This window comes from Paenibacillus sp. FSL R10-2736, from assembly GCF_038000245.1.
Taxonomy (GTDB): Bacteria; Bacillota; Bacilli; order Paenibacillales; family Paenibacillaceae; genus Paenibacillus_AQ; species Paenibacillus_AQ phytohabitans.
In genome coordinates, this window is the sequence record NZ_JBBOBN010000001.1 from 704,164 (window position 1) to 731,014 (window position 26,851).

Annotated in this window: 23 protein-coding genes, 3 rRNA genes and 1 pseudogene; 18 read left to right on the forward strand and 9 right to left on the reverse strand. The window is 51.5% G+C overall.

Annotated features, from left to right (window positions below; genetic code table 11):
- Nucleotides 1-9: 9 nt before the first annotated feature.
- Nucleotides 10-267 (reverse strand): annotated as a pseudogene (locus NSQ73_RS03180) (cupin domain-containing protein); the annotation flags it as partial.
- Nucleotides 268-484: 217 nt separating this feature from the next.
- On the opposite strand from NSQ73_RS03180, the gene NSQ73_RS03185 reads away from it, so the two are divergent.
- From NSQ73_RS03185 to NSQ73_RS03235, 11 genes are all read left to right on the forward strand, one after another.
- On the forward strand, nucleotides 485-1,366 hold the full coding sequence (locus NSQ73_RS03185) for a hypothetical protein (protein ID WP_340985363.1): 882 nt from the start codon (nucleotides 485-487) through the stop codon (nucleotides 1,364-1,366).
- Between the two features lie 445 nt (nucleotides 1,367-1,811).
- Nucleotides 1,812-3,369 (forward strand): 16S ribosomal RNA (locus NSQ73_RS03190).
- Nucleotides 3,370-3,670: 301 nt separating this feature from the next.
- Nucleotides 3,671-6,597: ribosomal RNA gene (locus NSQ73_RS03195) — 23S ribosomal RNA — on the forward strand.
- A 124-nt stretch (nucleotides 6,598-6,721) separates the two neighbouring features.
- Nucleotides 6,722-6,838 (forward strand): 5S ribosomal RNA (gene rrf, locus NSQ73_RS03200).
- The 16S, 23S and 5S rRNA genes sit together here, the layout of an rRNA operon.
- A 181-nt stretch (nucleotides 6,839-7,019) precedes the next feature.
- Nucleotides 7,020-7,679, forward strand: a complete 660-nt coding sequence (locus NSQ73_RS03205; protein ID WP_340985364.1) for a response regulator transcription factor — start codon at nucleotides 7,020-7,022, stop codon at nucleotides 7,677-7,679.
- An 80-nt stretch (nucleotides 7,680-7,759) separates the two neighbouring features.
- On the forward strand, nucleotides 7,760-9,052 hold the full coding sequence (locus tag NSQ73_RS03210; RefSeq protein WP_340985365.1) for a sensor histidine kinase: 1,293 nt from the start codon (nucleotides 7,760-7,762) through the stop codon (nucleotides 9,050-9,052).
- A 58-nt stretch (nucleotides 9,053-9,110) separates the two neighbouring features.
- Nucleotides 9,111-10,193: a hypothetical protein gene (locus NSQ73_RS03215; protein WP_340985366.1), complete on the forward strand. Its 1,083-nt coding sequence runs from the start codon at nucleotides 9,111-9,113 to the stop codon at nucleotides 10,191-10,193.
- A gap of 212 nt (nucleotides 10,194-10,405) precedes the next feature.
- On the forward strand, nucleotides 10,406-11,113 hold the full coding sequence (locus NSQ73_RS03220) for a type 1 glutamine amidotransferase (protein ID WP_336103724.1): 708 nt from the start codon (nucleotides 10,406-10,408) through the stop codon (nucleotides 11,111-11,113).
- Nucleotides 11,114-11,144: 31 nt separating this feature from the next.
- On the forward strand, nucleotides 11,145-11,942 hold the full coding sequence (locus NSQ73_RS03225; protein ID WP_340985367.1) for a dihydrodipicolinate synthase family protein: 798 nt from the start codon (nucleotides 11,145-11,147) through the stop codon (nucleotides 11,940-11,942).
- Between the two features lie 118 nt (nucleotides 11,943-12,060).
- Nucleotides 12,061-12,762, forward strand: coding sequence for a metallophosphoesterase family protein (locus NSQ73_RS03230; protein ID WP_076248812.1), 702 nt, complete (start codon nucleotides 12,061-12,063; stop codon nucleotides 12,760-12,762).
- A 91-nt stretch (nucleotides 12,763-12,853) separates the two neighbouring features.
- Nucleotides 12,854-13,309 carry an OsmC family protein gene (locus NSQ73_RS03235; RefSeq protein WP_042139898.1) on the forward strand — a complete coding sequence of 152 codons (456 nt, stop codon included), beginning with the start codon at nucleotides 12,854-12,856 and terminating at the stop codon, nucleotides 13,307-13,309.
- 46 nt (nucleotides 13,310-13,355) lie between these two features.
- On the opposite strand, the gene NSQ73_RS03240 is transcribed toward NSQ73_RS03235, so the two are convergent.
- The 5 genes from NSQ73_RS03240 to NSQ73_RS03255 form a co-directional block, all read right to left on the reverse strand.
- The gene (locus NSQ73_RS03240; RefSeq protein WP_231575226.1) at nucleotides 13,356-14,780 is read right to left on the reverse strand and encodes a sensor histidine kinase; all 1,425 of its coding nucleotides are present in this window, start codon (nucleotides 14,778-14,780) and stop codon (nucleotides 13,356-13,358) included.
- Nucleotides 14,781-14,782: 2 nt separating this feature from the next.
- Nucleotides 14,783-15,469, reverse strand: coding sequence for a response regulator transcription factor (locus tag NSQ73_RS03245; protein WP_042139896.1), 687 nt, complete (start codon nucleotides 15,467-15,469; stop codon nucleotides 14,783-14,785).
- A 14-nt stretch (nucleotides 15,470-15,483) separates the two neighbouring features.
- Nucleotides 15,484-16,959 carry an FG-GAP repeat domain-containing protein gene (locus NSQ73_RS03250; RefSeq protein ID WP_076248808.1) on the reverse strand — a complete coding sequence of 492 codons (1,476 nt, stop codon included), beginning with the start codon at nucleotides 16,957-16,959 and terminating at the stop codon, nucleotides 15,484-15,486.
- A gap of 498 nt (nucleotides 16,960-17,457) precedes the next feature.
- Nucleotides 17,458-17,619 (reverse strand): helix-turn-helix domain-containing protein, encoded by a 162-nt coding sequence (locus tag NSQ73_RS34910; RefSeq protein WP_445669480.1) that lies wholly within the window; start codon nucleotides 17,617-17,619, stop codon nucleotides 17,458-17,460.
- A gap of 553 nt (nucleotides 17,620-18,172) precedes the next feature.
- The gene (locus tag NSQ73_RS03255) at nucleotides 18,173-19,588 is read right to left on the reverse strand and encodes a glycoside hydrolase family 1 protein (RefSeq protein ID WP_340985368.1); all 1,416 of its coding nucleotides are present in this window, start codon (nucleotides 19,586-19,588) and stop codon (nucleotides 18,173-18,175) included.
- A 140-nt stretch (nucleotides 19,589-19,728) separates the two neighbouring features.
- Here NSQ73_RS03255 and NSQ73_RS03260 point away from each other — a divergent pair, with 140 nt between their 5' ends.
- The 5 genes from NSQ73_RS03260 to NSQ73_RS03280 all read left to right on the forward strand — a co-directional run bounded on the left by NSQ73_RS03260 (nucleotide 19,729) and on the right by NSQ73_RS03280 (nucleotide 23,219).
- Nucleotides 19,729-20,700 carry a LacI family DNA-binding transcriptional regulator gene (locus NSQ73_RS03260; RefSeq protein WP_340985369.1) on the forward strand — a complete coding sequence of 324 codons (972 nt, stop codon included), beginning with the start codon at nucleotides 19,729-19,731 and terminating at the stop codon, nucleotides 20,698-20,700.
- A gap of 179 nt (nucleotides 20,701-20,879) precedes the next feature.
- Nucleotides 20,880-21,470, forward strand: coding sequence for a TetR/AcrR family transcriptional regulator (locus NSQ73_RS03265; RefSeq protein WP_340985370.1), 591 nt, complete (start codon nucleotides 20,880-20,882; stop codon nucleotides 21,468-21,470).
- A gap of 139 nt (nucleotides 21,471-21,609) precedes the next feature.
- The gene (locus NSQ73_RS03270; RefSeq protein ID WP_340985371.1) at nucleotides 21,610-22,539 is read left to right on the forward strand and encodes an NmrA/HSCARG family protein; all 930 of its coding nucleotides are present in this window, start codon (nucleotides 21,610-21,612) and stop codon (nucleotides 22,537-22,539) included.
- A gap of 279 nt (nucleotides 22,540-22,818) precedes the next feature.
- A complete protein-coding gene (locus NSQ73_RS03275; RefSeq protein ID WP_340985372.1) occupies nucleotides 22,819-23,025 on the forward strand; it encodes a hypothetical protein in 207 nt (68 codons plus the stop codon).
- Nucleotides 23,026-23,027: 2 nt separating this feature from the next.
- The gene (locus NSQ73_RS03280) at nucleotides 23,028-23,219 is read left to right on the forward strand and encodes a hypothetical protein (protein WP_340985373.1); all 192 of its coding nucleotides are present in this window, start codon (nucleotides 23,028-23,030) and stop codon (nucleotides 23,217-23,219) included.
- Between the two features lie 109 nt (nucleotides 23,220-23,328).
- Here the strand turns inward: NSQ73_RS03280 and NSQ73_RS03285 are convergent, their stop codons facing one another.
- A complete protein-coding gene (locus NSQ73_RS03285; RefSeq protein WP_042139889.1) occupies nucleotides 23,329-24,027 on the reverse strand; it encodes a DUF6710 family protein in 699 nt (232 codons plus the stop codon).
- Between the two features lie 68 nt (nucleotides 24,028-24,095).
- Here NSQ73_RS03285 and NSQ73_RS03290 point away from each other — a divergent pair, with 68 nt between their 5' ends.
- A complete protein-coding gene (locus NSQ73_RS03290) occupies nucleotides 24,096-25,331 on the forward strand; it encodes a glycoside hydrolase family 32 protein (RefSeq protein WP_340985374.1) in 1,236 nt (411 codons plus the stop codon).
- Between the two features lie 97 nt (nucleotides 25,332-25,428).
- Here NSQ73_RS03290 and NSQ73_RS03295 read toward each other — a convergent pair whose 3' ends face one another.
- Complete coding sequence (locus NSQ73_RS03295; RefSeq protein ID WP_144026233.1) at nucleotides 25,429-25,797, reverse strand: hypothetical protein; 369 nt, start codon at nucleotides 25,795-25,797, stop codon at nucleotides 25,429-25,431.
- Between the two features lie 86 nt (nucleotides 25,798-25,883).
- Nucleotides 25,884-26,357, reverse strand: a complete 474-nt coding sequence (locus NSQ73_RS03300; protein WP_340985375.1) for a DUF2798 domain-containing protein — start codon at nucleotides 26,355-26,357, stop codon at nucleotides 25,884-25,886.
- A 138-nt stretch (nucleotides 26,358-26,495) separates the two neighbouring features.
- Here NSQ73_RS03300 and NSQ73_RS03305 point away from each other — a divergent pair, with 138 nt between their 5' ends.
- On the forward strand, nucleotides 26,496-26,675 hold the full coding sequence (locus tag NSQ73_RS03305; protein ID WP_340985376.1) for a hypothetical protein: 180 nt from the start codon (nucleotides 26,496-26,498) through the stop codon (nucleotides 26,673-26,675).
- The last annotated feature ends 176 nt before the right edge of the window (nucleotides 26,676-26,851 follow it).

The window sequence follows — 26,851 nt, forward strand, 5'->3', positions numbered from 1 at the left end:
GCTTTTAACTCATATAAGCTCCTGATCATTCTCATTCTCTGTATAGATGTAGATCAGCACGATTGCTGTATCCTCGCCAATATTTTTGACTAAGTGAGGTGTACAGGCGTTCCAGCTAAAGGAATCACCCTCAGCAAACTCAGCTCCGTCTTCCCCTTGCTCGGCGTATATTCTTCCTCTAATGACCACATGCACTTCCTGTCCTTCATGCGCATGAGGGGCATCCCCGATCATGGCACCGGGAGGAAACTCTACAATCGACATCCGTACGTTTTTGGTGGAACTGAGATGTTCTACTTCAGGGCCTGGGCGATATTCTCCAGCGTGGTAAAGGCGGGATTCAGCTTGGAAAGCAGCTTATGGGAGCAAATCCGGCTGGGCGGGGAAGGGACTATTCCATTTAAGGAAACATCTGCTTGTCTACTTTTCATAACAATCTTGGTAAGGTAGGATGATAGCTATTCATAAGAGGTGGTAAATTGTCATGCTTAAAAAACACTGCTTGTTCTGCGATCAGATTGTCCCGATTACAGCTGAAGGCGATTACGACCGGTATGCAGACTGCTCCTGTTCACCCGGGGGGTTCTATAAGCTGCTGAGAGACAGCTATGAATCCATACTTTCGTTCTCACAACAACAGAAACGTGAAATGCTTCATTTGGTATCGGCGTATATCCGGGAGAAGACAGATTGTGGTGAGAGGGTCATTCTAAGTGCTGGAGATTTGGATTCAATTCTGAATTCTCCGGCTATTCCTGTGACCCTTGAAGATAAAGGAAACCGACTGCTGCAATATCTGTATAGACATTCCGAGGGTCCGGGGGAGCCGGTTGTCATTCAACCCCTTTCCAGCAGCTATAACCTGACCTACTCTCCCAATCTGCAAGAACTGGTCTATCTCATCGATAAGCTGAGAAGTGAGGAGTTGCTGATAAGGGAAGGTATGACCTTTAAGCTTACCGCGCAGGGATGGGGCGAAGCCGCTGCAATCACCGGAGGTGGGAAAATAAAGCAATGCGTCGTTCTTCTGCCGAATGAGGAGGAATTACGCAAGGAGTGGCTGGATAAGCTGCTGCCTAAGATCGAGCAGTATGGCTATCTACCCCGCGTGCTTGCACAGGAAGGCGAAGATTATTCTTTGAAGCCTATAGCGGACAGCAAGCTGATTATCGCCGATGTAACCGGTCAGTCCCCTGCGGTGTATTTTGCAGCGGGATATGCGCTTGGTTTGAACATCCCGGTGGTTTGGACTGTTAAGAGCGAGGATGCTGATAAACTTTGGGTACACCTGCAAGAAATCCGTCCCCTCGTCTGGGATACAGCTGAAGATCTAGTGGTGCTACTCCAGCAGAAGTTGAGTTTATAGAAGAGCCCCGTTACAAAGGTTTAAAGTTTGAAGCCGATATAATAGACAAGCACACTGGAGAATCGATCATGCGGAATTCTCAGCTACATGATAAATACAGAGATTATATTGAGGCAAAGAAAAAGAAGCAGCTATAAGAAGAAATCTGCTATGCTAGTTTTAAAATAATGCTTGCATAGAATATCCATACATGATATATTCTATTTCTGGCCGCGAAACATCAACGCCGAGCTCGAAAAGAAGTTGAAAAAAAGAGCTTGCATTGATCGGCTGGATGTGATATATTATAAGAGTTGCTGGTGACGCGGTAAGCGGCGCTGACAACGAGCTTGATCTTTGAAAACTGAACAACGAGTGAGTGGGAATTCATGAAAGTGACTTCCAAAAAAGAGAATGAAAATTCTCGTCAGATGTTTCAAAATGAGCAATCGCTCTTTCTAAATACAATTTGGAGAGTTTGATCCTGGCTCAGGACGAACGCTGGCGGCATGCCTAATACATGCAAGTCGAGCGGAGCAAGAATGGAAGCTTGCTTCCATTCTTGCTTAGCGGCGGACGGGTGAGTAACACGTAGGCAACCTGCCCTCAAGACTGGGATAACTACCGGAAACGGTAGCTAATACCGGATAATTTCTTTCCTCTCCTGAAGAGAGAATGAAAGGCGGAGCAATCTGCCACTTGGGGATGGGCCTGCGGCGCATTAGCTAGTTGGTGGGGTAACGGCTCACCAAGGCGACGATGCGTAGCCGACCTGAGAGGGTGAACGGCCACACTGGGACTGAGACACGGCCCAGACTCCTACGGGAGGCAGCAGTAGGGAATCTTCCGCAATGGGCGAAAGCCTGACGGAGCAATGCCGCGTGAGTGATGAAGGTTTTCGGATCGTAAAGCTCTGTTGCCAGGGAAGAACGTCCGGTAGAGTAACTGCTGCCGGAGTGACGGTACCTGAGAAGAAAGCCCCGGCTAACTACGTGCCAGCAGCCGCGGTAATACGTAGGGGGCAAGCGTTGTCCGGAATTATTGGGCGTAAAGCGCGCGCAGGCGGTCATTTAAGTCTGGTGTTTAAACCTTGGGCTCAACCTGGGGTCGCACTGGAAACTGGGTGACTTGAGTACAGAAGAGGAAAGTGGAATTCCACGTGTAGCGGTGAAATGCGTAGATATGTGGAGGAACACCAGTGGCGAAGGCGACTTTCTGGGCTGTAACTGACGCTGAGGCGCGAAAGCGTGGGGAGCAAACAGGATTAGATACCCTGGTAGTCCACGCCGTAAACGATGAGTGCTAGGTGTTAGGGGTTTCGATACCCTTGGTGCCGAAGTTAACACAGTAAGCACTCCGCCTGGGGAGTACGGTCGCAAGACTGAAACTCAAAGGAATTGACGGGGACCCGCACAAGCAGTGGAGTATGTGGTTTAATTCGAAGCAACGCGAAGAACCTTACCAGGTCTTGACATCCCGATGAAAGCATTAGAGATAGTGCCCCTCTTCGGAGCATCGGAGACAGGTGGTGCATGGTTGTCGTCAGCTCGTGTCGTGAGATGTTGGGTTAAGTCCCGCAACGAGCGCAACCCTTGACTTTAGTTGCCAGCAGGTAGTGCTGGGCACTCTAGAGTGACTGCCGGTGACAAACCGGAGGAAGGTGGGGATGACGTCAAATCATCATGCCCCTTATGACCTGGGCTACACACGTACTACAATGGCCGGTACAACGGGAAGCGAAACCGCGAGGTGGAGCCAATCCCAGCAAAGCCGGTCTCAGTTCGGATTGCAGGCTGCAACTCGCCTGCATGAAGTCGGAATTGCTAGTAATCGCGGATCAGCATGCCGCGGTGAATACGTTCCCGGGTCTTGTACACACCGCCCGTCACACCACGAGAGTTTACAACACCCGAAGTCGGTGGGGTAACCCGCAAGGGAGCCAGCCGCCGAAGGTGGGGTAGATGATTGGGGTGAAGTCGTAACAAGGTAGCCGTATCGGAAGGTGCGGCTGGATCACCTCCTTTCTATGGAGAATCGTCACCTGCAACGGTGACATTCAAATCGGAAGCTAAAGCTTCCACAACGAACCTTAGGGTTCAAACACTCACTCGTTGGTCAGTTTTGAGAGTTTAAGCTCTCATCTTTAAACTGTCTGAATTTTCGAACATCACAGTCGTGATTGTACCGAAATTTCAGCACCTTGATCCTTGAAAACTGGATACCGAAACGAATTTGCGTTTTAGAACATCTTTTAGCTGAAACTTGTGTAAGCAAGTTGAAATAGTTATTAGTCATGCTAGCGATTTTCCTAACGGAAAACGCATTGGTTAAGCTAATAAGAGCACACGGAGGATGCCTAGGCGCCAGGAGCCGACGAAGGACGTGGCGAACAACGAAACTGCCTCGGGGAGCTGTAAGCAAGCTTTGATCCGGGGGTGTCCGAATGGGGAAACCCAGCTGTGGTAATTCGCAGTTACTCATTTCTGAATACATAGGAAATGTAGAGGCAGACCAGGGGAACTGAAACATCTAAGTACCCTGAGGAAGAGAAAACAATAGTGATTCCGTCAGTAGCGGCGAGCGAACGCGGAACAGCCTAAACCAAGGGGCTTGCCCCTTGGGGTTGTGGGACGTCTCACATGGAGTTACAAAGGAATATGGTAGGCGAAGAGTCTGGAAAGGCCCGCGATAGAGGTAAAAGCCCTGTAGCCTAAACTGTGTTCTCTCCGAGACGGATCCCGAGTAGTGCGGGGCACGTGAAACCCCGTATGAATCCAGCAGGACCATCTGCTAAGGCTAAATACTACCTGGCGACCGATAGTGAAACAGTACCGTGAGGGAAAGGTGAAAAGCACCCCGGAAGGGGAGTGAAATAGAACCTGAAACCGTGTGCTTACAAAAAGTCAGAGCCCTATTACTGGGTGATGGCGTGCCTTTTGTAGAATGAACCGGCGAGTTACGTTTAACATGCAAGGTTAAGGTGAGAAGCCGGAGCCGCAGCGAAAGCGAGTCTGAATAGGGCGACTAAGTATGTGGACGTAGACCCGAAACCGTGTGATCTACCCCTGTCCAGGGTGAAGGTGCGGTAACACGCACTGAAGGCCCGAACCCACGCATGTTGAAAAATGCGGGGATGAGGTGGGGGTAGCGGAGAAATTCCAATCGAACTCGGAGATAGCTGGTTCTCCCCGAAATAGCTTTAGGGCTAGCCTCGGTGAATGGAGTGGTGGAGGTAGAGCACTGATTGGGTGCGGGGCCCGCAAGGGTTACCAAGCTCAGTCAAACTCCGAATGCCATTAACTTCTTGCCGGGAGTCAGACAGTGAGTGCTAAGATCCATTGTCAAAAGGGAAACAGCCCAGACCATCAGCTAAGGTCCCCAAGTGTGTGTTAAGTGGGAAAGGATGTGGAGTTGCACAGACAACCAGGATGTTGGCTTAGAAGCAGCCACCATTGAAAGAGTGCGTAATAGCTCACTGGTCGAGTGACTCTGCGCCGAAAATGTAACGGGGCTAAACACACCACCGAAGCTATGGCTAGATGCTTTGCATCTGGGGTAGGGGAGCGTTGTATGCAGGTTGAAGGTGTACCGTAAGGAGCGCTGGACAGCATACAAGTGAGAATGCCGGTATGAGTAACGAAAAGATCAGTGAGAATCTGATCCGCCGAAAGCCCAAGGTTTCCTGAGGAAGGCTCGTCCGCTCAGGGTAAGTCGGGACCTAAGGCGAGGCCGAAAGGCGTAGTCGAAGGGCAACAGTTTGAAATTACTGTACCACCGTAATCCGCTATGAGCGATGGGGTGACGCAGGAGGGTAGTGACGCGGACTGATGGATGTGTCCGTCTAAGCAGTGAGGCTGATGTGTAGGCAAATCCGCACATCACTAAGGCTGGGCTGTGATGGGGAGCGAAAATTGTAGTAGCGAAGGTCATGATCTCACACTGCCAAGAAAAGCCTCTAGCCAGGAGAAGGTGCCCGTACCGCAAACCGACACAGGTAGGCGAGAAGAGAATTCTAAGGCGCGCGGAAGAACTCTCGTTAAGGAACTCGGCAAAATGACCTCGTAACTTCGGGAGAAGAGGTGCCTCGGTAGGGTGAATAGCCCGAGGGGGCCGCAGTGAAAAGGCCCAAGCGACTGTTTAGCAAAAACACAGGTCTGTGCGAAGCCGCAAGGCGAAGTATACGGGCTGACGCCTGCCCGGTGCTGGAAGGTTAAGGGGAGTGGTTAGGAGCAATCCGAAGCTGTGAACCGAAGCCCCAGTAAACGGCGGCCGTAACTATAACGGTCCTAAGGTAGCGAAATTCCTTGTCAGGTAAATTCTGACCCGCACGAATGGCGTAACGACTTGGGCGCTGTCTCAACGAGAGATCCGGTGAAATTTTAATACCTGTGAAGATGCAGGTTACCCGCGACAAGACGGAAAGACCCCATGGAGCTTTACTGCAGCTTGATATTGAATTTGGGTACGATCTGTACAGGATAGGTGGGAGCCGTAGAGGCAGGAGCGCAAGCTTCTGCGGAGGCGCCGTTGGGATACCACCCTGATCGTATCTAGGTTCTAACCTAGTGCCCTTACCGGGTACGGGGACCGTGTCAGGCGGGCAGTTTGACTGGGGCGGTCGCCTCCTAAAGAGTAACGGAGGCGTTCAAAGGTTCCCTCAGAATGGTTGGAAATCATTCGCAGAGTGCAAAGGCATAAGGGAGCTTGACTGCGAGACCTACAAGTCGAGCAGGGACGAAAGTCGGACTTAGTGATCCGGTGGTACCGCATGGAAGGGCCATCGCTCAACGGATAAAAGCTACCCTGGGGATAACAGGCTTATCTCCCCCAAGAGTCCACATCGACGGGGAGGTTTGGCACCTCGATGTCGGCTCATCGCATCCTGGGGCTGAAGTAGGTCCCAAGGGTTGGGCTGTTCGCCCATTAAAGCGGTACGCGAGCTGGGTTCAGAACGTCGTGAGACAGTTCGGTCCCTATCTGTCGTGGGCGCAGGAAATTTGAGAGGAGCTGTCCTTAGTACGAGAGGACCGGGATGGACGTACCGCTGGTGCATCAGTTGTTCCGCCAGGAGCATGGCTGAGTAGCTACGTACGGACGGGATAAGCGCTGAAAGCATCTAAGCGTGAAGCCCCCTCAAGATGAGATTTCCCAACTAGTAAGACCCCTTGAAGACGACGAGGTAGATAGGTTGGAGGTGGAAGTGCAGCAATGCATGGAGCTGACCAATACTAATCGGTCGAGGGCTTATCCAAATTTCGAACAACGCAGATTCGTTTCGGATTCAGTTTTCAGGCGATCAAGCCTGGCAGGATGTTAAACCTATGGTTTGATATTTTCTGCAGCGATTTCGAGAAGCGGAAGCTTCGAAAAATCATGTTTGGTGGCGATAGCGGAGGGGTTCCACGCGTACCCATCCCGAACACGACCGTTAAGCCCTCCAGCGCCGATGGTACTTGGACCGAAGGGTCCTGGGAGAGTAGGACGCCGCCAAGCACATGAAGCCATTGTTGAGCAATCGACAATGGCTTTTTTGTTGCGTTTGGCGCGACTTTTATAACTATAGAATCCATAGTACACCGTGAAATGTCATGTACACTCTGAAATCTGATATGATAAAGGTTAAATAGTTAACGGAACATTTTGCTATTACAGGAATCAGGAGGATATTTAGTAGATGGCTCATATATTAGTAGTTGAAGATGAACAGCCGATCAGTGATTTAATTACCATGAATCTTAAGCTGGTTGGACACACGTATTCCAAAGTGTATACCGGCTCAGAGGTTGCCGGAATGCTGGAACAGGAGCGGACGGATCTTATCCTGCTCGATGTGATGCTTCCCGGTCTCGACGGGTTTGAAGTGATGCAGCAGATCGCTCTTTTGCGGATTCCGGTCATTCTGATTACGGCCAAAAATGCACTCTCCGACCGCATCAGAGGCTTCGAGCTGGGTGCGGAGGATTATATAATCAAACCGTTTGAAATCCTGGAGCTGCTGGCCCGGATTAACGTGGTGCTGCGCAGGAATGAACAAGCTGCCCCTGCTTTTATTTGCGATGCGGTGGAAGTCAGGTTTCCGGAACGGCAGGTCCGGGTAGATCAGCTGCCGGTTGATTTGACTACCAGAGAATTTGAGCTGCTCGAAGTACTGATACGTAACCGGAATATCGCCCTTTCGAGAGAAAAGCTGCTGGAGCTGGCCTGGGGTTATGACTTTGCCGGAGACACCCGCACCGTGGATGTTCATATCCGCCAGCTGCGCAAAAAGCTCGGCTGGGAAGAACGGATCAAAACTGTATTCAAGCTGGGCTACCGCCTGGAAGTTCAGGTCTAGCCATGCGGTTCTGGCATAAAATTCTGCTCGCCGTCCTGGTTCTCTTCATAGCAGCTCTTGATGTTAGTGTGATAATGGTGATGAAAAAAAGCTGGCAGCTGAATATGGATAGCGAAACCAGGCGTGCGGCCAGTGAACAGCTGCTCATCACCAACAATATATACGAGAATCTGGATTCGATCCGGACACGTGGCCTAACCCTCACCCCTGCACTGATGGTCAGTGTGGCTAAGTCGTATGGGGAACACTACCGCAAACAGGGAATAGGACTGGAGTTGCGGGAGGACGGACAGCTTATCTACCCCTATCAGGCAGGGAAGAGCGCTGTGCAGGATGATCATGTGATGACGCTGGCTATGCCGCTCCCTGCTCCTTATCAGCATCTGGAGCTGACTTACAAGCGCGACATCAGCGGGCTGTATGCCCAGCAGCAGGAGCTTAACCGCTTTTTCGTAATGATTAACTGGATCGTCGGTCCATTGCTGGTGCTGCTGCTCTACCTTCTGATCCGGCACCTGACGAGGCCCCTCAAGCTGCTATCCGAGACGACCAAAACGATTGCCGAAGGAAACTATTCTAACCGTGTGGAGCTGAACAGCAGGGATGAATTCGGGGAACTGGCGTTCAACTTTAACCGGATGGCTGCTGTGGTGGAGCAGCGGATGACGGACCTTGCAGGCATGGCCGAGGATAAACAGCGGATGGTTGATAATCTTGCCCATGAACTGCGGACGCCGCTGACCAGCATGCAGGGATTTGCTGAACTTCTCACCTCGGCGAATATTGGCCAGGAAGATCAGATCAAGGCCGGTCACTATATTTTAACTGAGACTGTCCGGCTCAAGAATCTGGCCTTCAAGCTGCTTGATTTGTCCGTTCTGCGGCATCAGCCACTGGTACAGGCAGAGGTGGATGTGGCAGCCCTGTTCCGGGCGGTAGCGCAGACCGAGCAGCAGAAGGCAGCAGAGCACGGGTTACTGCTGCAGATGGACAGCTCCATTCCCGCCGTGTGGGGAGATGCGGATCTTCTGGCATCCTTTCTGGTAAATCTGATTGAGAATGCCATTCCTGCCTCCCGGCCAGGCAGCACCATCTGCCTGCTGGCCTTTGAGCAGAACGGGGAAGGGGTGCTGGAAGTGCAAGACAGCGGAGGCGGCATGACGGAAGAGCAGAGTAAGCGTGCGTTCGAGCCGTTCTACCGCGCAGACCGGGCACGTTCGCGGACCTACGGCAATGCTGGCCTCGGCCTCTCCTTGTGCCGGCAGATTGCCGAGGCGCATGAGGCCAGGGTTGAGCTGCATTCTGTCCTTGGACAAGGGACCAGCATCCGCATCTTTTTACAACTCCATAACAACTGCCCCTCTACTCTATAACATCCCGGGATTAAGGTATAGACAGAGTTAGTATCTTAATCCGATGGAGGTAATACAATTGAAAACAAACAAATGGTCGGCTACGGTGGCTGTCATCTTAGTCTCTGGAGGTGTATTCGCAGCCAGTGCATTTCTCGTCCCCAGCCTGATGAACTCTGCAGTCGTCGCTAAGAACAGTACGGCAACGCAGGGCAATAGCCAGCTTAATCTGACAGGAAGTACGGTTCCTGTACTGAAGGTGGAAGCACCGGCGCCGGTATCTACCGTGAATGATGATCTGCTTAAGCAGATGACCGAGGTGCAAATCCAGCAGATCTATGATTATATAGAGAAGCCGGGTGATCCCAATGTTTCAGGCCGGGAAATGACCGATTCGGAAATGAAACGCCATCTGGTTCTGCAAGATCAGTATGTATATGATGGCGTACGGCCCCAGAAGCCAATGCCCCTAGAGCCGGGTCAGGGTGCTTTGTATCTGGATATGAATACCAATACGTACCACTATCCAGAGAAGACCTGGACCGATGAAGAGCATCTGCAACTGATCGACTGGTACTCCCGCTTGAATTATGTATTATCCAAACGATATGTGACTGCGCCTCCCCTTCCGCAGAAGTATAGCAAGTCTGAAGTAGAGGCGCTGGCGGCTGAAAGTGTGCGCAGGCTGTATGATGCTGATGTGTCCAAGCTAAACACCTATGTTGCTCTACCTGAACAGGAATATGGCTTTCGTTCAACCTGGAGGGTTCACTTCGCTCCGTACAAGTCCTCTACCTTGCGCGGACAAGGCCAGGAATTCTGGGAATATGATGTGCAGATCGATCCGGAGACCGGGATCGCAGTGGATACGACAGCCATTAATGGGGCGTTGAAAAGAACGCCTATCGCCTCAGCTGCCGCAGCTGCCATCCTCAAGGATAACAGCTGGATCAATAAAGCTACTCAGGTCGTGAAGGACAAGCAGGGAGAGAAAAGAAAGATAGTCAAAGCTTATCTGACCGATACTGAGGTGAACAACAAACGCGGGATGGTAGCAGTGGATGTGTTATTGGAAGACGGCAGCAAATATAATGCGGAGTTCCGCTATCCGAGTAAGATGCTGCGCTGTCTGATCTATGAACCTGCCGTAAAAGAAAAATAAAAGAAAGCCATACCTTTTGCTACAGGAAAGACAGTCCTGATGATCAAGCAGCCCTTGATTCATCAGGACTTTTTTTGTGCTTTGGAGCAGGAAAAAACATAGGATTGTTTATTATTAAGGGAGGACTCCTCCAGGCAACGCAGAACATACTTACATTAGAGGAAGATGGTGTGAGTGTAGGTCATTGAAAATTTATTGAATGAGGTGGAGAGATGAGAATTCATTGCCTGCAGCATGTCCCTTTTGAAGCGCCGGAGGAAATTGCAGTCTGGGCCGGGAATAGAGGGCATGTGCTTACAACAACCTTAATGTATGAAGCACAGGCTCTGCCATCTATTGATGAGTTTGATATGCTCGTAATCATGGGCGGACCGATGGGAGTCTATGATGAGGAAATGATCCCCTGGCTGAAGGGGGAGAAATCCTTTATTGACGCAGCCATCCGCTCGCGCAAGCTGACGCTTGGAATCTGTCTGGGAGCCCAGCTGATTGCCGAACAAATCGGCGGTGAAGTCTATAAAAACAAGTGGAACGAGATCGGCTGGTTCCCTGTGAGATTGACCGGGGAGGCCAAAACGTCTACCTTCTTCAAAGCGTTCCCGGAGCAGTTTGTACCGTTTCACTGGCATGGAGATACCTTCAGCTTACCCGCCGGAGCCAAGAGGCTGGCGTTCAGCTTGGGCTGTACCCATCAGTGTTTTGAATATGAGGATTATGTAGCCGGCCTGCAGTTTCATCTGGAGGTTAATGACCCCAGCATCCGGAAAATCATCGGTAACTGTGCCGAGCAGCTGAAGCGGGAGGAGTATGTTCAAACGCAGTCTGAGATGGTGAATCAGCATGAGAAGGTAAAAGCATCCAATGAACTGATGTTCACGCTCCTCGATGCAATGGAAGACAAATTCCTGTCCAGATCCTAGCTGTCTGGCTCGCCATAGAAAGGAATATACGATGAAAAGTTTAAATGTAGCTATACCGACTCCTTTCCGGGAGGATGAAAGCTTAAATGTTGACGGATTTAAGGCCATTGTAGAGTATCAGAAGCGGAACGGTATAGAATCACTGCTTGTCTCAGGAAGTACCGGTGAGCAGCATTCCATGAGCATAGAGGAGAGACTGCAGATCATTGAATATTTTGACCAGCAGCGCTTTCAGGATATTGAGCTTGTCTTCGGGGCTTCCGCTATAAGAACACGGGATGCGGTACGTCTGGTGAAGGCGCTGGAGACCTCCGTAATCGATGTAATTCTGATCGGTTTCCCTCCGTATATCCGGCCCACGCAGGAGCAGGCAGTTGCTTATATAGAGGAACTGCTTAGCCATACGACCAAGCAGGTGGCTCTGTATAATAATCCCGGCCGGACCGGTTTCGATTTGACTCCAGAATCGCTTCATTCGTTAATTAACCGGTACCCCAACATCGTTGGCTATAAAGAAACAGGTGATTTGCAGCGTCATCTGCTGCTAACTTACCCGGACTATTTCATCATGTTTGCTGCAGGAGATGTCAAGCTTGTGGACAATTTCGTCACAGGCGGATGTAATGGTCTCTCAAGTGTGGCTGGTAATATATATCCGCAGGAAATTAAACATACCGTCGAACAGCTGCTTCAGCATAAACAGGTTGATGCTAACCCGGTCGAGGATCTGGTATCACGGGTCATAAGCGGGCATGCGATTATTAATATCAAACAGCACTATAACAGCCTGGGAATTAATGCGGGAGTCTGCCGTGCTCCGCTCATCTAATTAATCATTAAGCTATATAAATATTAATCTCCTTACGTATTGTGTTGGGGAATAGCACTGACCCATGCATTATATCTGTTAATGAGGTAGACTGGATTCAGCAGAAAGTAGGGACATCATGCGCAAATTCTTCATGACAGATATCCATGGCGACAAAGAGGGGTTAGAGCTCCTGCTCAGGCATGCCGGGGCTGACTTGAAGCGGGATCAGCTGGTCTTTGGCGGGGATATGATTAACCGGGGGAAAGATTCGGCAGGTGTAGTAAAATATATTAAAGAACTCACGGACCGGCATCCCGGCCAGGTTCACGCGCTCATCGGCAATCATGAAGAAATGATGGGCGATTACATCAAAAACGGTGACAAGCTCTGGCTGAGCCATGGCGGGCATGACACGCTTGAGAGCTTTGCCCGTGCTTTTTCCGATCAGAAGGAGCGGCAGGCGCATATGGAATGGGCTTATTCCTTGCCCCTGTATTATGCAGATGAAGAATTTGTGTATACACATGCCGGACTTTGTACAGTGGAGCCTCTGGAGCAGCAGAGCCGGGATATTCTGTGGATGACGGAATATGAGTTCTACCGGCAGCCGCGGGAAGAGCTGCTTACATTAACGAACGGCAGGCCGGTGATTCATGGGCATACGCCGGTGGAACGGATATATTTTGACGGTGCCCGTATGAATTGTGATATGGGGTCCAACACCTACGCTGTGCTGGAAGAAAGGTCTCTTGGAATCGTGAATCTGACCGAGATGATCTACCATGTATACAAACAGGCAGACCAACGGCTGGAGAACCGGCGGATTGGACGCATTTAGACCAAAGCTGTACAGGGCCTGCTACGGCGGGGCGGGAGTGCTTGAGAAGAATGTATAAGTATCCGAAATGAACAAGAGAGGATTGAGGGAGATGAAGCATCCTTTTCACCTGAAGGCAGTATGGAACGGCGGACGAAACAGTGAGGGGCATATCGAAGCAGGCGGACTCCGCACGGTAATCTCGATTCCGCAGGAGATGGGCGGTCCGGGAACCGGAACGAATCCTGATGAGATGCTGCTGGGGGCAGCCTCGACCTGTTATTTGATTACACTGGCAGCGATGCTCGAGCGTTCAGATATTGTACCACAGGAACTGACACTGGAGTCAGAGGCGACGGTAGATGTCACGAATAATGTATTTACGTACGAACGGATCGTGCACAAGCCGCGGGTGGTGCTCCAGGCAGATGCGACAGCGGCCCAACTGAAGAAGGCAGAGCGGCTGGCACATATGGCAGAGGAGTCCTGTATGATCTCCAGAGCTGTGGCAGGGAATGTCTCGATGGAGACACAGCCGGTTATTGAGATAGCCGTGGCAGGAAAATGAAGGCCGAATATCCGGCCAGCATTCCTGCGCACGGGGAGGTCCAAGCTCACAGATACACCGGCGGAGGAAGATGCTGCTCCAGCCGGTAAAGCGGCAGCTCCACAATCACGGAGGTACCCTTGGTGAATTCACTTTCGATCCGCAGCCGCCCGTCATGCAGCTCTATGATCTCCTTGCAGATGGCCAGGCCCAGGCCGCTTCCGGACTGGCGGGACCGTCCTTTGAAGAATTTGGTGCCGAGCTGTGCCAGGTCTGCGGCCTCGATGCCTTCGCCGTTGTCGGCTACGGTGGTGATGATGAGCTCCCCGTGTAACACTGCTGTAAGGCGGATGGCTCCCTGGGCAGGAGTGAATTTGAAGGCGTTGTCCAGCAAATTGACAAAAACCTGCTTCAGGCGGTTAAAATCACCGTCTACCGGCAGGGGCTGATCAGGAAGCTCGGCATAGAGGCGGATCTCTTTCGTCTGCCCCCGGTATCTGAACTGCAGCAGCAGATCCTCAAGCAGTCCCCTGAGATCATAAGGCTGGCGTACGATCTTGATCTCACCAGCCTGGAATTTGGAGAAGTCCAGCAGATCCTCGACCAGTCCGATGAGCCTGTCGGTCTCCCCGGTCATGACCTCAAGACCTTGCAGGGTCTCTTGTTTATCCGATAAATCACCTACCAGCAGTGTTTCGCCCCAGCCTTTGATCGAAGTAAGCGGAGTGCGCAGCTCATGAGTGACAGAGGAGATGAAATCATATTTGATCTTCTCGCTTTTGAGAATTTCCTCGGACATATAATTCAGTGTAACCGCGAGCGTACCGACCTCATCATCATATGGTTTGGCCGCCCGTACGGTGAAATTGCCGGTGGCCATTTCCTTCGCAACCCCGGTCAGCTGCTGGATCGGACCCACGATTCTTTTGGCGATCAGCAGACTCATCACGAACCCGAATCCAATTACAAGCACGCCGACTACGGCTGCATTCAGCACAATTCTCATAATAACGGCATATAAAGGCTCCGCAGAAACAGAGTAACGCAGCACGCCAATCGTACTTCCGGATTCCTTAAGTGCAATCGAGACGGCTATAATCCGCTCACCCTGTAACGGCTTAAGACTCTGGAAGCTTCCTTTGCCGCTGGTCAGCGCTGCTCTCACATCAGGGGTATTCACCTTCTCCTGACTTGAGAAGCCGAAGGAATTAATAATGACGTTCCCGGCCGGACTCAGCACTTCCACCTTACTGCTCTCTTCAGGAGAGAGATTCTCCAGAATATAACGTGCCCGTTCACTCAGGGTATAACCCTCCAGATACTTGTTGAAAAAAGTCGCTGAAGTAGCGGCCCGGGAATTCAAAGTTTCCATCGCGCTGCCCAGATAGTAGTAGTGGACGGCAGCAATAAAAACTCCCTCCAGCAGCAGGACGATCAGGAGCAGCATAAGGGTAATATAGACGATAAGCCTGGACCTGATTCCCTTTAGCAAAGTTAGCCCCTCCATATATAGCCGAATCCCCACACCGTTTCGAGGAACTGCGGCCCGGAGGACTCCTGCCCGATTTTTTGGCGGATTCGGCTGATATTCACATCTACAATCTTAAGGTCTCCCATGAAATACTGCCCCCACACGGCTGTCAGAATATCGTCCCGGTTCATCGCCTTGTTCGGCTGCTCCATCAGCAGCTTGACGATCATGAATTCGGTCGGGGTCAGCGGGATATCCTGCCCGTCCTTCAGTAATTTCCGTTCATCCAGCAGAAGGGTAAAAGGCGGAAGCTCCAGGTTGTTCTCCTGCGGCAGAGCTTCTCCGGGATACATCCGGCGGTACAGGGAGCGCACCCGCGCGACCAGCTCAACCGGACTGAACGGCTTGACCACGTAATCGTCTGCGCCGGCTTCGAGGCCCATGACCTTGTCTACTTCCTGGCTTTTGGCTGTGAGCATAATGATTCCGAGCCGGGGGAACTGTCCCCGGAGGCGGGTGCATACCTCGAAGCCGCTCATGCCTGGAAGCATCAGGTCCAGAATGGCGATGTCAAAATCCTTCCGTTCCCCTGCGCTTCTCAGAGCCTCTTCACCGGTAGAAGCCTCAGCGACTTCGAAGCCTGCACGCTTAAGATTCACACACAGAAGATCCCGGATCGGCTTCTCATCTTCCAGTATCAGCACTTTCATGAACAGCCTCCTTATTATTGCCGGGGCTTCTGCGGCGTGCCGGCCAGCTGCACTACTTCCTCGAGGGTCAGCTTCAGCTGATTATACTCCTGAAGGGAAGCACCCTGCAGCTTGGCTGCTGCACCGGCAGCGGGCATGACCGCAACGAACACCGTTGGCGCCGTATCATCATTGGTATTCTGCAGCTCATACAGCAGCTTATATTCTCTATTCTCTGACTTCAGCTTAGTCTCTGCTGCAGCCCAGTCCTTCTTGGCCAGCAGGCGAAGCTCAAGCAGCGGGGCCTGCCGGGCAGATTCCGCATTCTTGTAGCTGAAGCGGATATTCTCCCATGGCGCCGGTGACTCTCCCGGTGTCTCCAGAATCGTACGGCCAGCCCAGCTCCGGGGAATATGGAAGTTGAAGCCCCAGCGGTCAAACTGTTCTTCCACGAACTTCAGGCTGGTTCCGCCATCCCATTGATAATACTTGGTGATGAACGGAGTGGCCAGCGGGGCGTAACTCTCGGTACCCGCAGGCGGTACGAGAAAGCCGATCTCGACAATCCCGTCACCGTTAATATCTGTGCTGGCCAGAGGGTAATCCTTGATGGCCATGTTATTGCTGCCGAGCATTCCGTCAGGCTCCGGTGCCAGCGGCGTGAGTACAAGATCCTTGCTCCCGGCAAGCGCAGTACGCTGATAATCATCTGATGCCAGTATATCAGTAAATTTACTATTTTCCCAAGTCAGCAGCGAAGTGTAGGAGGAGTGCGCACCCACTGCGGCATCGATGAATAAGGCACTGCGGGTAGGGGATGCCTTGGCAAACTGGGCCCCAATTACGTTCCCGTCAAGCTTCTGATCAGACAGGGTCTGCAGTGTACCGCCCTGGAGCCGGAGCAGCTGAAGGTGCGTCTCGGGTTGTGTATCTGTGATATAGGTTCCCTGGAGTACAGCAATATCGGTTTGCCCTTCCCCGGTCAGATCCCCAACCACTACCTGATCATAGGGCTGCTTGAGAATCTCGGATAATTTGCCGCTGTTCAGACTGTGGACAGATAACTCTTTACTTAGTCCTTCCCCGCCGCTATATCCAAGCAGCAGATCCTCCGCTCCATCTGCGGTAACATCGGTGAACGCCACGTAATCCAGCTCACTGCCTACCCCGGTCAGAGTGGCGAGTTTACTCCACTTCCCGTCCTTTTGCGAGAGCAGGAGGGTATTGATTTCATAATCGGTCTGGTCTGTCTTATAGAAGGCCAGCAGCTCATCCTGTCCGTCCTTGTCGAGATCCTGCAATTGAATGGCGCTGCCGGATTCGGAATGGACGGGCACTGTTAAATGCGAATTGGCGGGAAGATATAATTTCACGATCCCGGTTAAGGTGCCATCGGCATTGCCCTGTGCCGGAGCCTGAAGCAGATCGCTTGGCGCCTTCAGGGTGCCGCAGCCGGAGGTGATTATACTTAAGAATAGAAGGCCGCTCAGGCCGGGTATGAATTTGTTCATCCAGTTACTCTCCTTATGATTCATCTGTGCCTAGTATATCCCAACCTTTCTGGAAATTAGTTGCAAAATGGTAAAGGAGCTATCTGAATGTCTATAGGCGATGAAGCTAAGGTGCTAACGGGAAGCTGCGGCGTCACTGCGGTGAACATTTGGACTTCCGGCCGCTGTTGTTTCCCGATTTCTTGATTTAGACTGCAATTTGCAGTTGAAATCGGGAAACAAAGGCGGACGCTATCGCTCCTACAGTTCCAAATTTCCCCTCCGGTCCTTCCGCTTCTGGTTATAACCTTTGTTCCTCTGAAATATATACTTTCAGTTTAGCTCCGGAGGGGAGAGGGAAGGAAAGGGCAGGAAGAGACGGCCTCCGGCTGCTCGTCCTATACTGGAGCGGCAAGAGGAGCTGCCGGTGTTGTGCCGGCCTATGCGGTGCAGTGAATGGGATGCCATGCATGGTCCCGCTGCCATTGGCAGGGTTGGAAGCAAGTGCAAACCTGAGTTCTACCCGGAGCTCGTGGAATGTGCCTTACGGTAGCTTTGCGGGGCTTGGCCGTAGCTTTTTTTGAAAGCTTTACTGAAGTAGCTCAGATCGGCAAAGCCTGCCTGTTCCGCTACTTCCAAAATATTCGAGCCGGGGAGGAGGAGTAAAAGGCACTTAATCATCTGGTAGTAGCTATGAGGAGCCGAGTCTAGGAAAAATAAGTGTCGTTTATCCACTTAATCCAATTTTACCGACTGAAATTATATAATCAAGTATATAATTTCCACTTATTAGGGGGATGTGTGTTGGAAACAGATGTTTCTACTGCGAGAATATACTGTAGTAAGGTGAGTGGTGTTAGGCGAATGTTTATCCAAAGAGTGAAGCGGACTGAGATTCCGTTATCTTGTTCATTTGAATCCGAAAGAGGGCGTGACGGGGCATATAAGGGATTCTGAGTCCGATTGACCTGTAATTTCGCCGATTTTGCTCAAATAACGGAATCTCATTCCTACTCACTAACTTCCGGGTAATCAAGAGCGCGGCTGGCTTCCCGCAGCTAAAATGCGTGATGATAACACATCTTCGGTGTTCTTGATAGAAGCAGATAACGATGAACCGGAGGTGATTATGCTTACAATGAAAATAGGCTAATCGTATGGAAATTACCATAAGGTTAGCCTATTCCAACCAAAAAGACAGCCGGAATGGCTGCCTTTTGTGGGAAAGAAGAGCTTAACGCTGCAAGCTCTCTCCATTGGACGCAATAACGTCCTTATACCAGTGGAAGGATTTCTTGCGGTAGCGCTCAAGTGTGCCGGTATTGTCGTCGTGGCGGTCTACATAAATGAAGCCGTAACGTTTGCTGAGCTGTGCGGTTGAAGCGCTGACCAGGTCAATACAGCCCCACGAGGTGTAGCCCATAACATCTACGCCGTCCTCGATTGCTTCGCCCACCTGCACCAGGTGGTCATTCAAATACCCAATCCGGTAGTCGTCATTGACGGTCGGTATGCCGTCTTCGCCGGTGATCAGCTCGTCCTTGGCACCGAGACCATTTTCGACGATAAACAACGGCTTCTGGTAACGGTCATGGAACATGTTCAGCACATAACGCAGACCCTGCGGGTCAATCTGCCAGCCCCATTCGGAAGCCTTCAGGTACGGATTGGCTGCACCGCTGAACAGGTTGCCTTCGGTCTGGTTGCGCTTATTCTCGTCTCCCGTCTCACAGATGCTCACATAGTAGCTGAAGGAGATGAAGTCTACCGTGTGCTTCAGAATCTCGGCATCGCCAGGCTCCATATGGATTTCAATGCCGTTCTCTCTGAAGTAACGCTTCATATAGCCCGGATATACGCCTCGCGCATGAACATCCCCGAAGAAATAATTCATATGCTCCGACTTCATCGCTGCGATTACATCATCCGGGTTCGGAGTGAGCGGATAAGTCGGCATACTAAGGATCATACAGCCGATCTGGGACTGCGGGTTGATCTCATGACCAATCTTCACGGCGAGTGCACTTGCTACCAGCTCGTGATGAATTGCCTGGTACAGGTCCTGCTTGCTGAGCTGCTCCTTCGGCGTGTAAATACCACCGCTCATGAACGGTTCATGTAGAATGGAGTTGATCTCGTTGAAGGTCAGCCAATATTTCACTTTGTTCTTGTAGCGGGTAAATACCGTTCTGGCATACCGTTCGTAGAAGCCGACTAAATCGCGGTTAACCCAGCCGTTATACTGCTTGGACAAATGCAGCGGTGTTTCGTAGTGGGAGAGGGTAACAAGCGGCTCGATACCGTATTTATGCAGCTCGTCGAACAGATCATCATAGAACTGCAGGCCTTGCTCATTAGGCTCCAGCTCATCACCGTTCGGGAAAATCCGCGACCAGGCAATAGAGGTACGGAAGACTTTGAAGCCCATTTCGGCAAAAAGCTTCACATCCTCTTTGTACCGGTGGTAAAAGTCGATTCCGACCAGCTTCATATTATCTTCAGTCGGAACTTCAGTAATCGGACCTTTGATCCCTTGCGGAGCGACGTCCTGGGTCGACCAGCCTTTGCCGTCCTCGTTATATGCGCCTTCAAGCTGGTTGGCAGCTACAGCGCCGCCCCACAGGAAGCCTTCAGGAAACTTAATACTCATGCAATATCCCGCCTTTTTATAGTTATGGATTCAGATATGGTAAGCTAATAATATGTCCTATAATGGAATGCTAAATGTTGAAACGCGTTACATGTCAAGTGTTTTTTTTGGAGATAACAATTTATATAAGGAGAAGCCTCATGTCGAATCTTGATCAAATTGCCAAGCTGTCGGGATTCTCCAAAGCCACCGTCTCGCGGGTGCTGAATCATTCCCCCCATGTGAGCCAAGGGACGCGGGATACCATCATGAAGATCATGGAAGAGCTGGACTACGTGCCGAACGGCAATGCTATTTCCTTGTCCAAAGGGCAGACGGAGCAGATCGGTATGGTTACGGAAGGGATCAACGAAGTGATGCTGCCGTTTCTGAACAGCTTCGTTGAGACCGCCAGCCAGTACGGCTACCAGACGATCATTTATACTTCCGGAGGTGATCCGGTCAAAGAGCTGCAGGCCTTCGAGGATATGCGGCGGAAAAGAGTCGATGCGCTGGTCATCAGCACCTGTGTCAACGATCTGGAGCTCCTCAGCTCCTATGGCAAATACGGGCCGATTGTGTCCTGGCAGCGGATGGAGCGTCCGGAAATTCAGAGTGTGGCCATGAACCAGTATGACGGATATATGCTGGGGCTGGAGCATGTGATCGCCCGGGGATACACGAGGATCGCCAATGCTTTTGGCAGGCCGACCAGCATGAATACCTCCGGGCGGATGCAGGCGTATCAAGATATTGTCCGCAAATACAACCTGCCTGTTCAGCCGGACTGGTCGCCTACCGGCATCTATTCTATCCGCCAGGGGGAACAGCTGGTCCGCGAGCTGCTGCTGAATCCGGGCGAACGCCCGAATGTCATTCTGTGCGCCAATGATCTGGTAGCGGCTGGTGTGCTGAACGAGGCACGGAGGATGGGTGTGAAGGTTCCGGAAGAGCTGGCGGTTGTCGGATTCGATAATACCGAGCTGGCTCATACGCTGGGGATTACCTCCATTTATAATCCGATTGCCGCACAGGCACAGAATGCCTTTCAGCTGATCCTTGGCAGACTCAAAGGCACGGAAGCGGAGCACCAGCAGCTGGAGTTTCAGCTGGTGAAGAGGGCTACGACGTAAGGGGCTGTGAACCGTCTGCTGAGAGCGGATTCGCGGCCGAATGACTTGAGCTTAGCGACACAGTTGGATGAAATACTGATCATTTAAGCCTGGGCTCTCTTGACAACAAGAGTGCCCAGGCTTAAAATTATTTTCGAGTGAACGTTCGGTTATAAGAGGTGACCGGGGAAAGGAGCGTCATGTTCAGAGATTATCATAAGGTTCAGCGCGCTGTTCTGGAAACTACGCTTCGCCTGCTGATTGAGAAAGATCTACAGGCCACGTCCATGGCCTTGATCTCCAAGGAATCGGGTGTGTCGACGGGAAGCATTTACTATTACTTTAAGAGTAAGGAAGAGGTTGTAAATGAGCTTTTTAGAGCCATTGTCAGATTCTATAATGAAGCTATTTACACGGACTTTAACAGGGAAGGATCTATTCGGGAGCGCTTTTGGCGGTTCTGGGAGAATGTCATCCGCTTCAATATGGAATATCCCTATCCCTTTCAGTTTCTGGAGCAATACTCCTTCTCGCCCTATATTGACGAAGCAATTAGGCAGGAAGCCAACCGGGAGAGCTGCGGACGGCTGGCTGCGCTCTATACGGAGGCCACTGAGCAGAAGCTGTTCAGTGCGTTTGAACCGCGGCACATGGTTCTGATGCATTTCGGTGCTATTGCCCATTTGGAGAAGGCCTATCTGGCCAGACAAGAGAAGCTGACAGATGAGGCTATCCAGAGTGCCATTCAGTTTTGCTGGAATGCAGTCAGCCTTAATAAAGCTGTTGTATAAGTTCTGAATGAAGCGGCAGCCGCAGCTCTTGGGATTGCCGCGGATTCTTCAAGTAAGGATGAATATATTTTTTAGGCAAATCAAACTGAACGTTCATTTTAATGCACCTTACCTTATTCCTATCCTGGAGGGGACTTATATGGAACGATCCATAAATAATGAAGGCTCAAGCTCGCTAATTCTGGTAATCGGTGCGACAGGAACTCAAGGAGGCAAGGTGGCTCGTGTACTGCTGGCGCATGGACACCGGGTGCGAATTCTGACCCGGCACCCAGGCGCACCAGCGGCACAACGGCTAGTCGAAGCCGGTGCCGAAGCGGTGCGCGGCGATATGGGCGATCCGGCCTCGCTGACTGAAGCGCTGCGCGGCGTCACCGGCGTCTTCTCCATGTCACCGCTGGACGGATCGGGAGATGATTCAGAGAAGCGTTATGCGTCAGCTTTGGTAGTAGCGGCGCTGAACGCCGGTGCAGGCCAATTCGTCCATGCATCGGTTGCCGGTATCGAACAGCCCCCGTATCATCATGTTCCGGACTCGCTGGTGCACTATTGGCAGGATAAATGGGAGATCGAAGAGTATGTCCGCAATGCCGGATTTCCTTCCTGGACGATCCTGCAGCCTACCTGGGTCATGGAGAATCTGGCGGAGCCCACGTCACGGTTTATGTTTCCGCAGCTTAATCAAGGCAAGCTCTTCACGGCCTTGAAGACGGACACGCGTCTTGATATGGTTGCAGCCGATGACATCGGTGCCTTCGCATGTGCCGCATTTGAGAATCCGGCTGCATTCAGCGGCAAGAATATTGCCCTGGCCGGTGAATCTCTTACGATGGGCGAGGTTGCTGCAGCTCTGAGCAGGGCCACAGGGCAACAAGTTACTTCCTCCTCACTCCGTCCTGCCGAAGCCATAGCGCAGGGAATGCATCCCAGTGTGGTCAATTCACAAGCTTACAGGAACGAAGTAGGGTTCCTGGTGGACATCGGGGCATTGAAGCAGTATGGCATCCCGCTGACGACCTTCGCGCAGTGGGCAGACAAATACCGCAGCAAGATTGCCATCGGCTCGTGAAGGACGGGGATAGCTGAAGCAGCAAGGTAATCTAAGTGATCTAAGGAACCAGTACCCACAGTGCCTGACCGCTCCCCTAAGTGGATCTTGCTTTAGTAAGATTAGGGCAGCTAAGGCTTGCCCGGGTACAAACAGTAAACTCAGATAGGAGCACAGCAGTCGCTGATCAGGGGTGGCTGCTTTTTATGTGCCTGAAAGCGCGCGGATGAACCGCCGGAAAGATAGAAACGAGAGAATGCGGAGTCACGGACTCCAGTACGCTTCGGCACGCTGAAATCCATGGGTCCCTTCCTCGTCCTCACGAACGGCGTACCGAATAATGCTACGGAACTGACGTTCCTGTATACCTTCCACCAGTTCTTCGGGGGCGAAGCCGGCAGCAACTATGGATATGGCGCAACAGTGGCCGTGGTCACCGCGCTTATGCTGGTAGTGGTCTCCGTGGGTTACTTCAAGCTGACCAAAAGAATGGACTATCATGAATAAGGGTGAGCCGCAATGAAGCCTATCGGGCAGACGCTGGATTTCTCGTTATATTCTATAACTCGGTTGTTTTTGCCGTGGTGAGTGCAGGGATGTCGGTGTTCATGGGGGCCATGGCGGGGTACGTGTTTGCAAGAACAGAATTTCCCTGCAAAAAAGTGCTGTCGATGCTGATCATCGGCAAACGAGAGGGATAAATCCCTCTAAATCCGCCGGAAGCGGGGCGTCCCGTACAAAAACAAAGGGCTGTGCCAAGCAGCCAATCCATGGCGCTTAGCACAGCCCTTGTAACGTGCCGCGCAGGCCTCAGAAAATAATCTTCTGCGCCGCCATAATCCGGCCGATTTCAAAGATAGCGGCACACTCTGCGAAATGAACCTCGGAGATTACGGAATGATCATGCGTTCTGTAATAATACTTGCCGTCGGTATATACATGATCATAGATGGGGCTGATGTCATACACCGAGGTAGGGTAGAGTTCCCCTTCGCCCTTGATGATCCCCGCAGTCACCGAATGGTGTCCCGAGCCTTCCACGAAGGAGATACCCATTGGAAGCCACAGTGTGACTTCATGGCCGATATCCTGTCTCCAGCTGCCGTTCAGAGTACCTTCCCCTATGCGGATCAGACTGTCGCGCAGTTTCCGGGGAATCCAGGGGGAGGGGAAGACCAGATCGCGCGCCAGGTGAATGATCCTGCTGCTGTTGTCAATCTGTCTCATCAGGAAGTGGAAGCTCTTTCCGTCCAGGGTAACCTCTGCCCACTCATCAAAGAACAGGTTGTCCGAGAAAATCCGCTCCATCTGGTCGATCTCACCGTAGAGTGCGGGCATCAGCATCAGCTGGCTCTGAATCCGCCTGCCGATGAGTCGTATGAAGTCTACAATCGGGTGGGTCTCCGGCTGGAAGTAGCCGTAATTTATATCATAATAAAAGCCGAGATTCTCATTGATTAAATCCTTGGCAAATGCCATGAGATTATCGAATTCGTGTTTCGTGTTCATGCACAAGCTGCTCCTTCAGTCGTATGATATTTTGCTTATCATATTACGACTAGGCCAAGGTGTCTGTGATGAAAACAGCAGGTAATGATTGGGTTCTTAGCGTCAAAGCAAAAAAGATGCCCCATAGCTGCCCGTATCTCGGGCGCCTAAGGGGCATCTTTGTTCTGCTCAGGTATCATCCGCATTCCTCTATCTGGGGGCCGATGCACTGGGGACATGCAGTTAGTAAAGACCTGATATCCTGGGAGAAGCTGGACATTGCGCTGTATCCGGACGAGCACGGCTACGCGTCCTCCGGCAGTGCAGCCGTAGACTGGAACAATACGAGCGGACTGTTCCCGGAGAAACCGGGTATCGTTGCAGTCTACACCGATCATCTGGAGCCGACGGAAACGTCGCCTGCCGTGCAGAGACAGAGCCTGGCCTACAGCCATGACAATGGCCGGACCTGGATCAAGTATGCAGGCAACCCGGTGCTGACCCATCCTTCCAAGGCGGATTTCCGTGATCCGAAGGTATTCTGGTCTGAAGCTCACGGGAAATGGATTATGGTGTTGGCGACGGATCAGACGATTACGTTCTACTCCTCCCCGAATCTGCGGGAGTGGCGTCTGGAGAGCGAATTCGGCAACGGCGCATGCTCTCATGATGCGGTATGGGAATACCCGGACCTGTTCCAGCTCCCGGTTGAAGGGACAGAGGAAAGTAAGTGGGTGCTGCTGGTCAGTATCGGTGATGACAGCGGGCAGAGATACGGCTTGCGGACGCAATATTTCGTCGGTGAGTTCGATGGCTCCGTGTTCACGCCGGAGCACAGCGACATCCGCTGGCTGGACTATGGCAAGGATAACTACGCGGGGGTCAGCTTCTCCGACATTCCAGCTTGCGGACGGGCGGAGAATCCTCATCGGCTGGATGAGCAACTGGCATATGCCAATCATAATCCAAGCCAGGGCTGGTGCGGAGCGATGACGATTCCGCGGGTACTGACGCTGCATCATACAGATACCGAGCATACAGAACTCATCTACTCTTCTGCCGAAGGCACTCTAACCCTCCGCAGAGATGAGTCCGGCGAGACTGGCTTCTCGGAAATATTCCCGGATCTACAGAGCACCGGGGGAATTGGCAGCCTGAAGAACCTGCGTATCCTGCTGGATGCGTGTTCGGTCGAGGTGTTCGCCAATGACGGCCTCTCCGCAATCACCAGCCTGGTCTTCCCCGGAGGAACCTGCTCGGGCCTGGCCTTCTATTCTGCCGGCGGCAGTGTACAGCTCCGTGGCAACCAGTCATTCATCCGATAAATAATATATAGGATTAACCAGATAAAGGTGTTCTACAAGCTGGGAAATAGCTTGTAGAAGACCCTTTATTTGCGCCACCGGAGAGCGGCAGACATGCTTAGATTTTCCGGCCTTCATCTGCCCTGAATTCCCGCCGGAGCAATAGGGCCTCCGCATAAGTGATCAGCATCTGGATGATGACAAGGAAGATCTGGTTCACCAGATCCATAGCAGAAGAGAAGATAACTACAAATGAAATCAGACCTGTGAGGAGGGACAACAGAATGAGTCCTTTGGAGGCTTTGCGGTTCAGTCTCGCCTTGAACACATTCGTGAGTGTAATGAATACGCCCTGAACGAGAATACAATTGGCGAACAGAGTGAAATACGTCCAGAACCGGGCATCGAGTGAACGGCCAAACCAGTTAATCAGTACAAGAGCCACGACTAATAGGAGAAGAGAGATACCATCCTTTCGGCTGAGCATGGCACAACATCCTTTCTATTGGCTGATTCAATCCAGTTGTGAAAGATATCCATTATTACCCGCAGACTGGTTAAATCAAGCAAACGTCAGGCACTATGCGCTGCAGCCGGAGCCGGAAACATCCGGGTGAACAGGAAACGGGTCAGCGGACCGACAACAATCAGCTGCAGCGGCAAGGCACAGATGAAGTTGAGTCCCAGGATAGAGAAGTAATGACGTAAGAAGTTGTCCCCGAATCCGAAGTGTGCTAGTGTGCCATATAGAGACATGAGGATAACCATTCCGCAGACCATGAAGCATGAGATCGTCAGTACTTTCTTGATCATCGGGGCGGAAGGCTTTACGATTTTGAAGGCCAGGCCTTTGGCGATTTTACTGACCACAACAATATCGCAGAACAAGGCAACGGCAAGTGCCGGCAGCAGACCAATCGCCACATCGGCGAACAGCCTGTTATTGAATCCGTTAGAGATGATTACATTATAAAAAGACATGAAAACGACCATGAAAAAGCACATGAGGCTGGTGAAAATTAAAGCTTCCTTTTTATTGCTGCCCATTTCTCAAACTCCCTTAAATATAAGTTTTTCAAACCTCACTTATAGTAGCAGGGGGCGGAGTTATTGTCAACCTAGTTGACAATTATCAATCTAGATCCAATGCACCTTAAGACTAGATCTAACACAAGCAGCTGGTTAATGGAGGGCGGAACAAGCATTGGATATTACGGGCGGGTGGGTGGAGAGACAGGTGAGTGGACAAGCGGACGGGTGGGCAGGCGGATAAGGGGGCAGGCGGGTGTGTGGACAAGCGGACAGACGGATTGGCAGCAAGGGTTACCCGGATGGTTCTGCGGCTGGCTAAGCGAGCGGACTTAAGTTCACCTGTGAAGACAGGCCTAAATGTTGTACGTAGTGCAACTTGGACCTATGGATAATGGCAGATTCGTAAGGATTGTTGTATGAAATACAAGAATTACTCCGTCTAGGCGCTTGAATAAGGGAGGAATGCTGCCTTTTATACAACAATTTTCGAATAAGCCCGATATTGTGAG

What these genes read in the sequence shown, in the direction of transcription:
- NSQ73_RS03230 (WP_076248812.1), top strand. Translation starts at nt 12,061, where the DNA reads ATGCGCAAATTCTTCATGACAGATATCCATGGCGACAAAGAGGGGTTA.
- NSQ73_RS03210 (WP_340985365.1), top strand. Translation starts at nt 7,760, where the DNA reads ATGAAAAAAAGCTGGCAGCTGAATATGGATAGCGAAACCAGGCGTGCG.
- NSQ73_RS03295 (WP_144026233.1), bottom strand. Translation starts at nt 25,797, where the DNA reads ATGCTCAGCCGAAAGGATGGTATCTCTCTTCTCCTATTAGTCGTGGCT.
- NSQ73_RS03300 (WP_340985375.1), bottom strand. Translation starts at nt 26,357, where the DNA reads ATGGGCAGCAATAAAAAGGAAGCTTTAATTTTCACCAGCCTCATGTGC.
- NSQ73_RS03285 (WP_042139889.1), bottom strand. Translation starts at nt 24,027, where the DNA reads ATGAACACGAAACACGAATTCGATAATCTCATGGCATTTGCCAAGGAT.
- NSQ73_RS03255 (WP_340985368.1), bottom strand. Translation starts at nt 19,588, where the DNA reads ATGAGTATTAAGTTTCCTGAAGGCTTCCTGTGGGGCGGCGCTGTAGCT.
- NSQ73_RS03250 (WP_076248808.1), bottom strand. Translation starts at nt 16,959, where the DNA reads ATGAACAAATTCATACCCGGCCTGAGCGGCCTTCTATTCTTAAGTATA.
- NSQ73_RS03225 (WP_340985367.1), top strand. Translation starts at nt 11,145, where the DNA reads ATGAAAAGTTTAAATGTAGCTATACCGACTCCTTTCCGGGAGGATGAA.
- NSQ73_RS03205 (WP_340985364.1), top strand. Translation starts at nt 7,020, where the DNA reads ATGGCTCATATATTAGTAGTTGAAGATGAACAGCCGATCAGTGATTTA.
- NSQ73_RS03235 (WP_042139898.1), top strand. Translation starts at nt 12,854, where the DNA reads ATGAAGCATCCTTTTCACCTGAAGGCAGTATGGAACGGCGGACGAAAC.
- NSQ73_RS03275 (WP_340985372.1), top strand. Translation starts at nt 22,819, where the DNA reads ATGGGTCCCTTCCTCGTCCTCACGAACGGCGTACCGAATAATGCTACG.
- NSQ73_RS34910 (WP_445669480.1), bottom strand. Translation starts at nt 17,619, where the DNA reads ATGATTAAGTGCCTTTTACTCCTCCTCCCCGGCTCGAATATTTTGGAA.
- NSQ73_RS03270 (WP_340985371.1), top strand. Translation starts at nt 21,610, where the DNA reads ATGGAACGATCCATAAATAATGAAGGCTCAAGCTCGCTAATTCTGGTA.
- NSQ73_RS03185 (WP_340985363.1), top strand. Translation starts at nt 485, where the DNA reads ATGCTTAAAAAACACTGCTTGTTCTGCGATCAGATTGTCCCGATTACA.
- NSQ73_RS03260 (WP_340985369.1), top strand. Translation starts at nt 19,729, where the DNA reads ATGTCGAATCTTGATCAAATTGCCAAGCTGTCGGGATTCTCCAAAGCC.
- NSQ73_RS03220 (WP_336103724.1), top strand. Translation starts at nt 10,406, where the DNA reads ATGAGAATTCATTGCCTGCAGCATGTCCCTTTTGAAGCGCCGGAGGAA.
- NSQ73_RS03245 (WP_042139896.1), bottom strand. Translation starts at nt 15,469, where the DNA reads ATGAAAGTGCTGATACTGGAAGATGAGAAGCCGATCCGGGATCTTCTG.
- NSQ73_RS03305 (WP_340985376.1), top strand. Translation starts at nt 26,496, where the DNA reads ATGGAGGGCGGAACAAGCATTGGATATTACGGGCGGGTGGGTGGAGAG.
- NSQ73_RS03290 (WP_340985374.1), top strand. Translation starts at nt 24,096, where the DNA reads ATGAAAACAGCAGGTAATGATTGGGTTCTTAGCGTCAAAGCAAAAAAG.
- NSQ73_RS03265 (WP_340985370.1), top strand. Translation starts at nt 20,880, where the DNA reads ATGTTCAGAGATTATCATAAGGTTCAGCGCGCTGTTCTGGAAACTACG.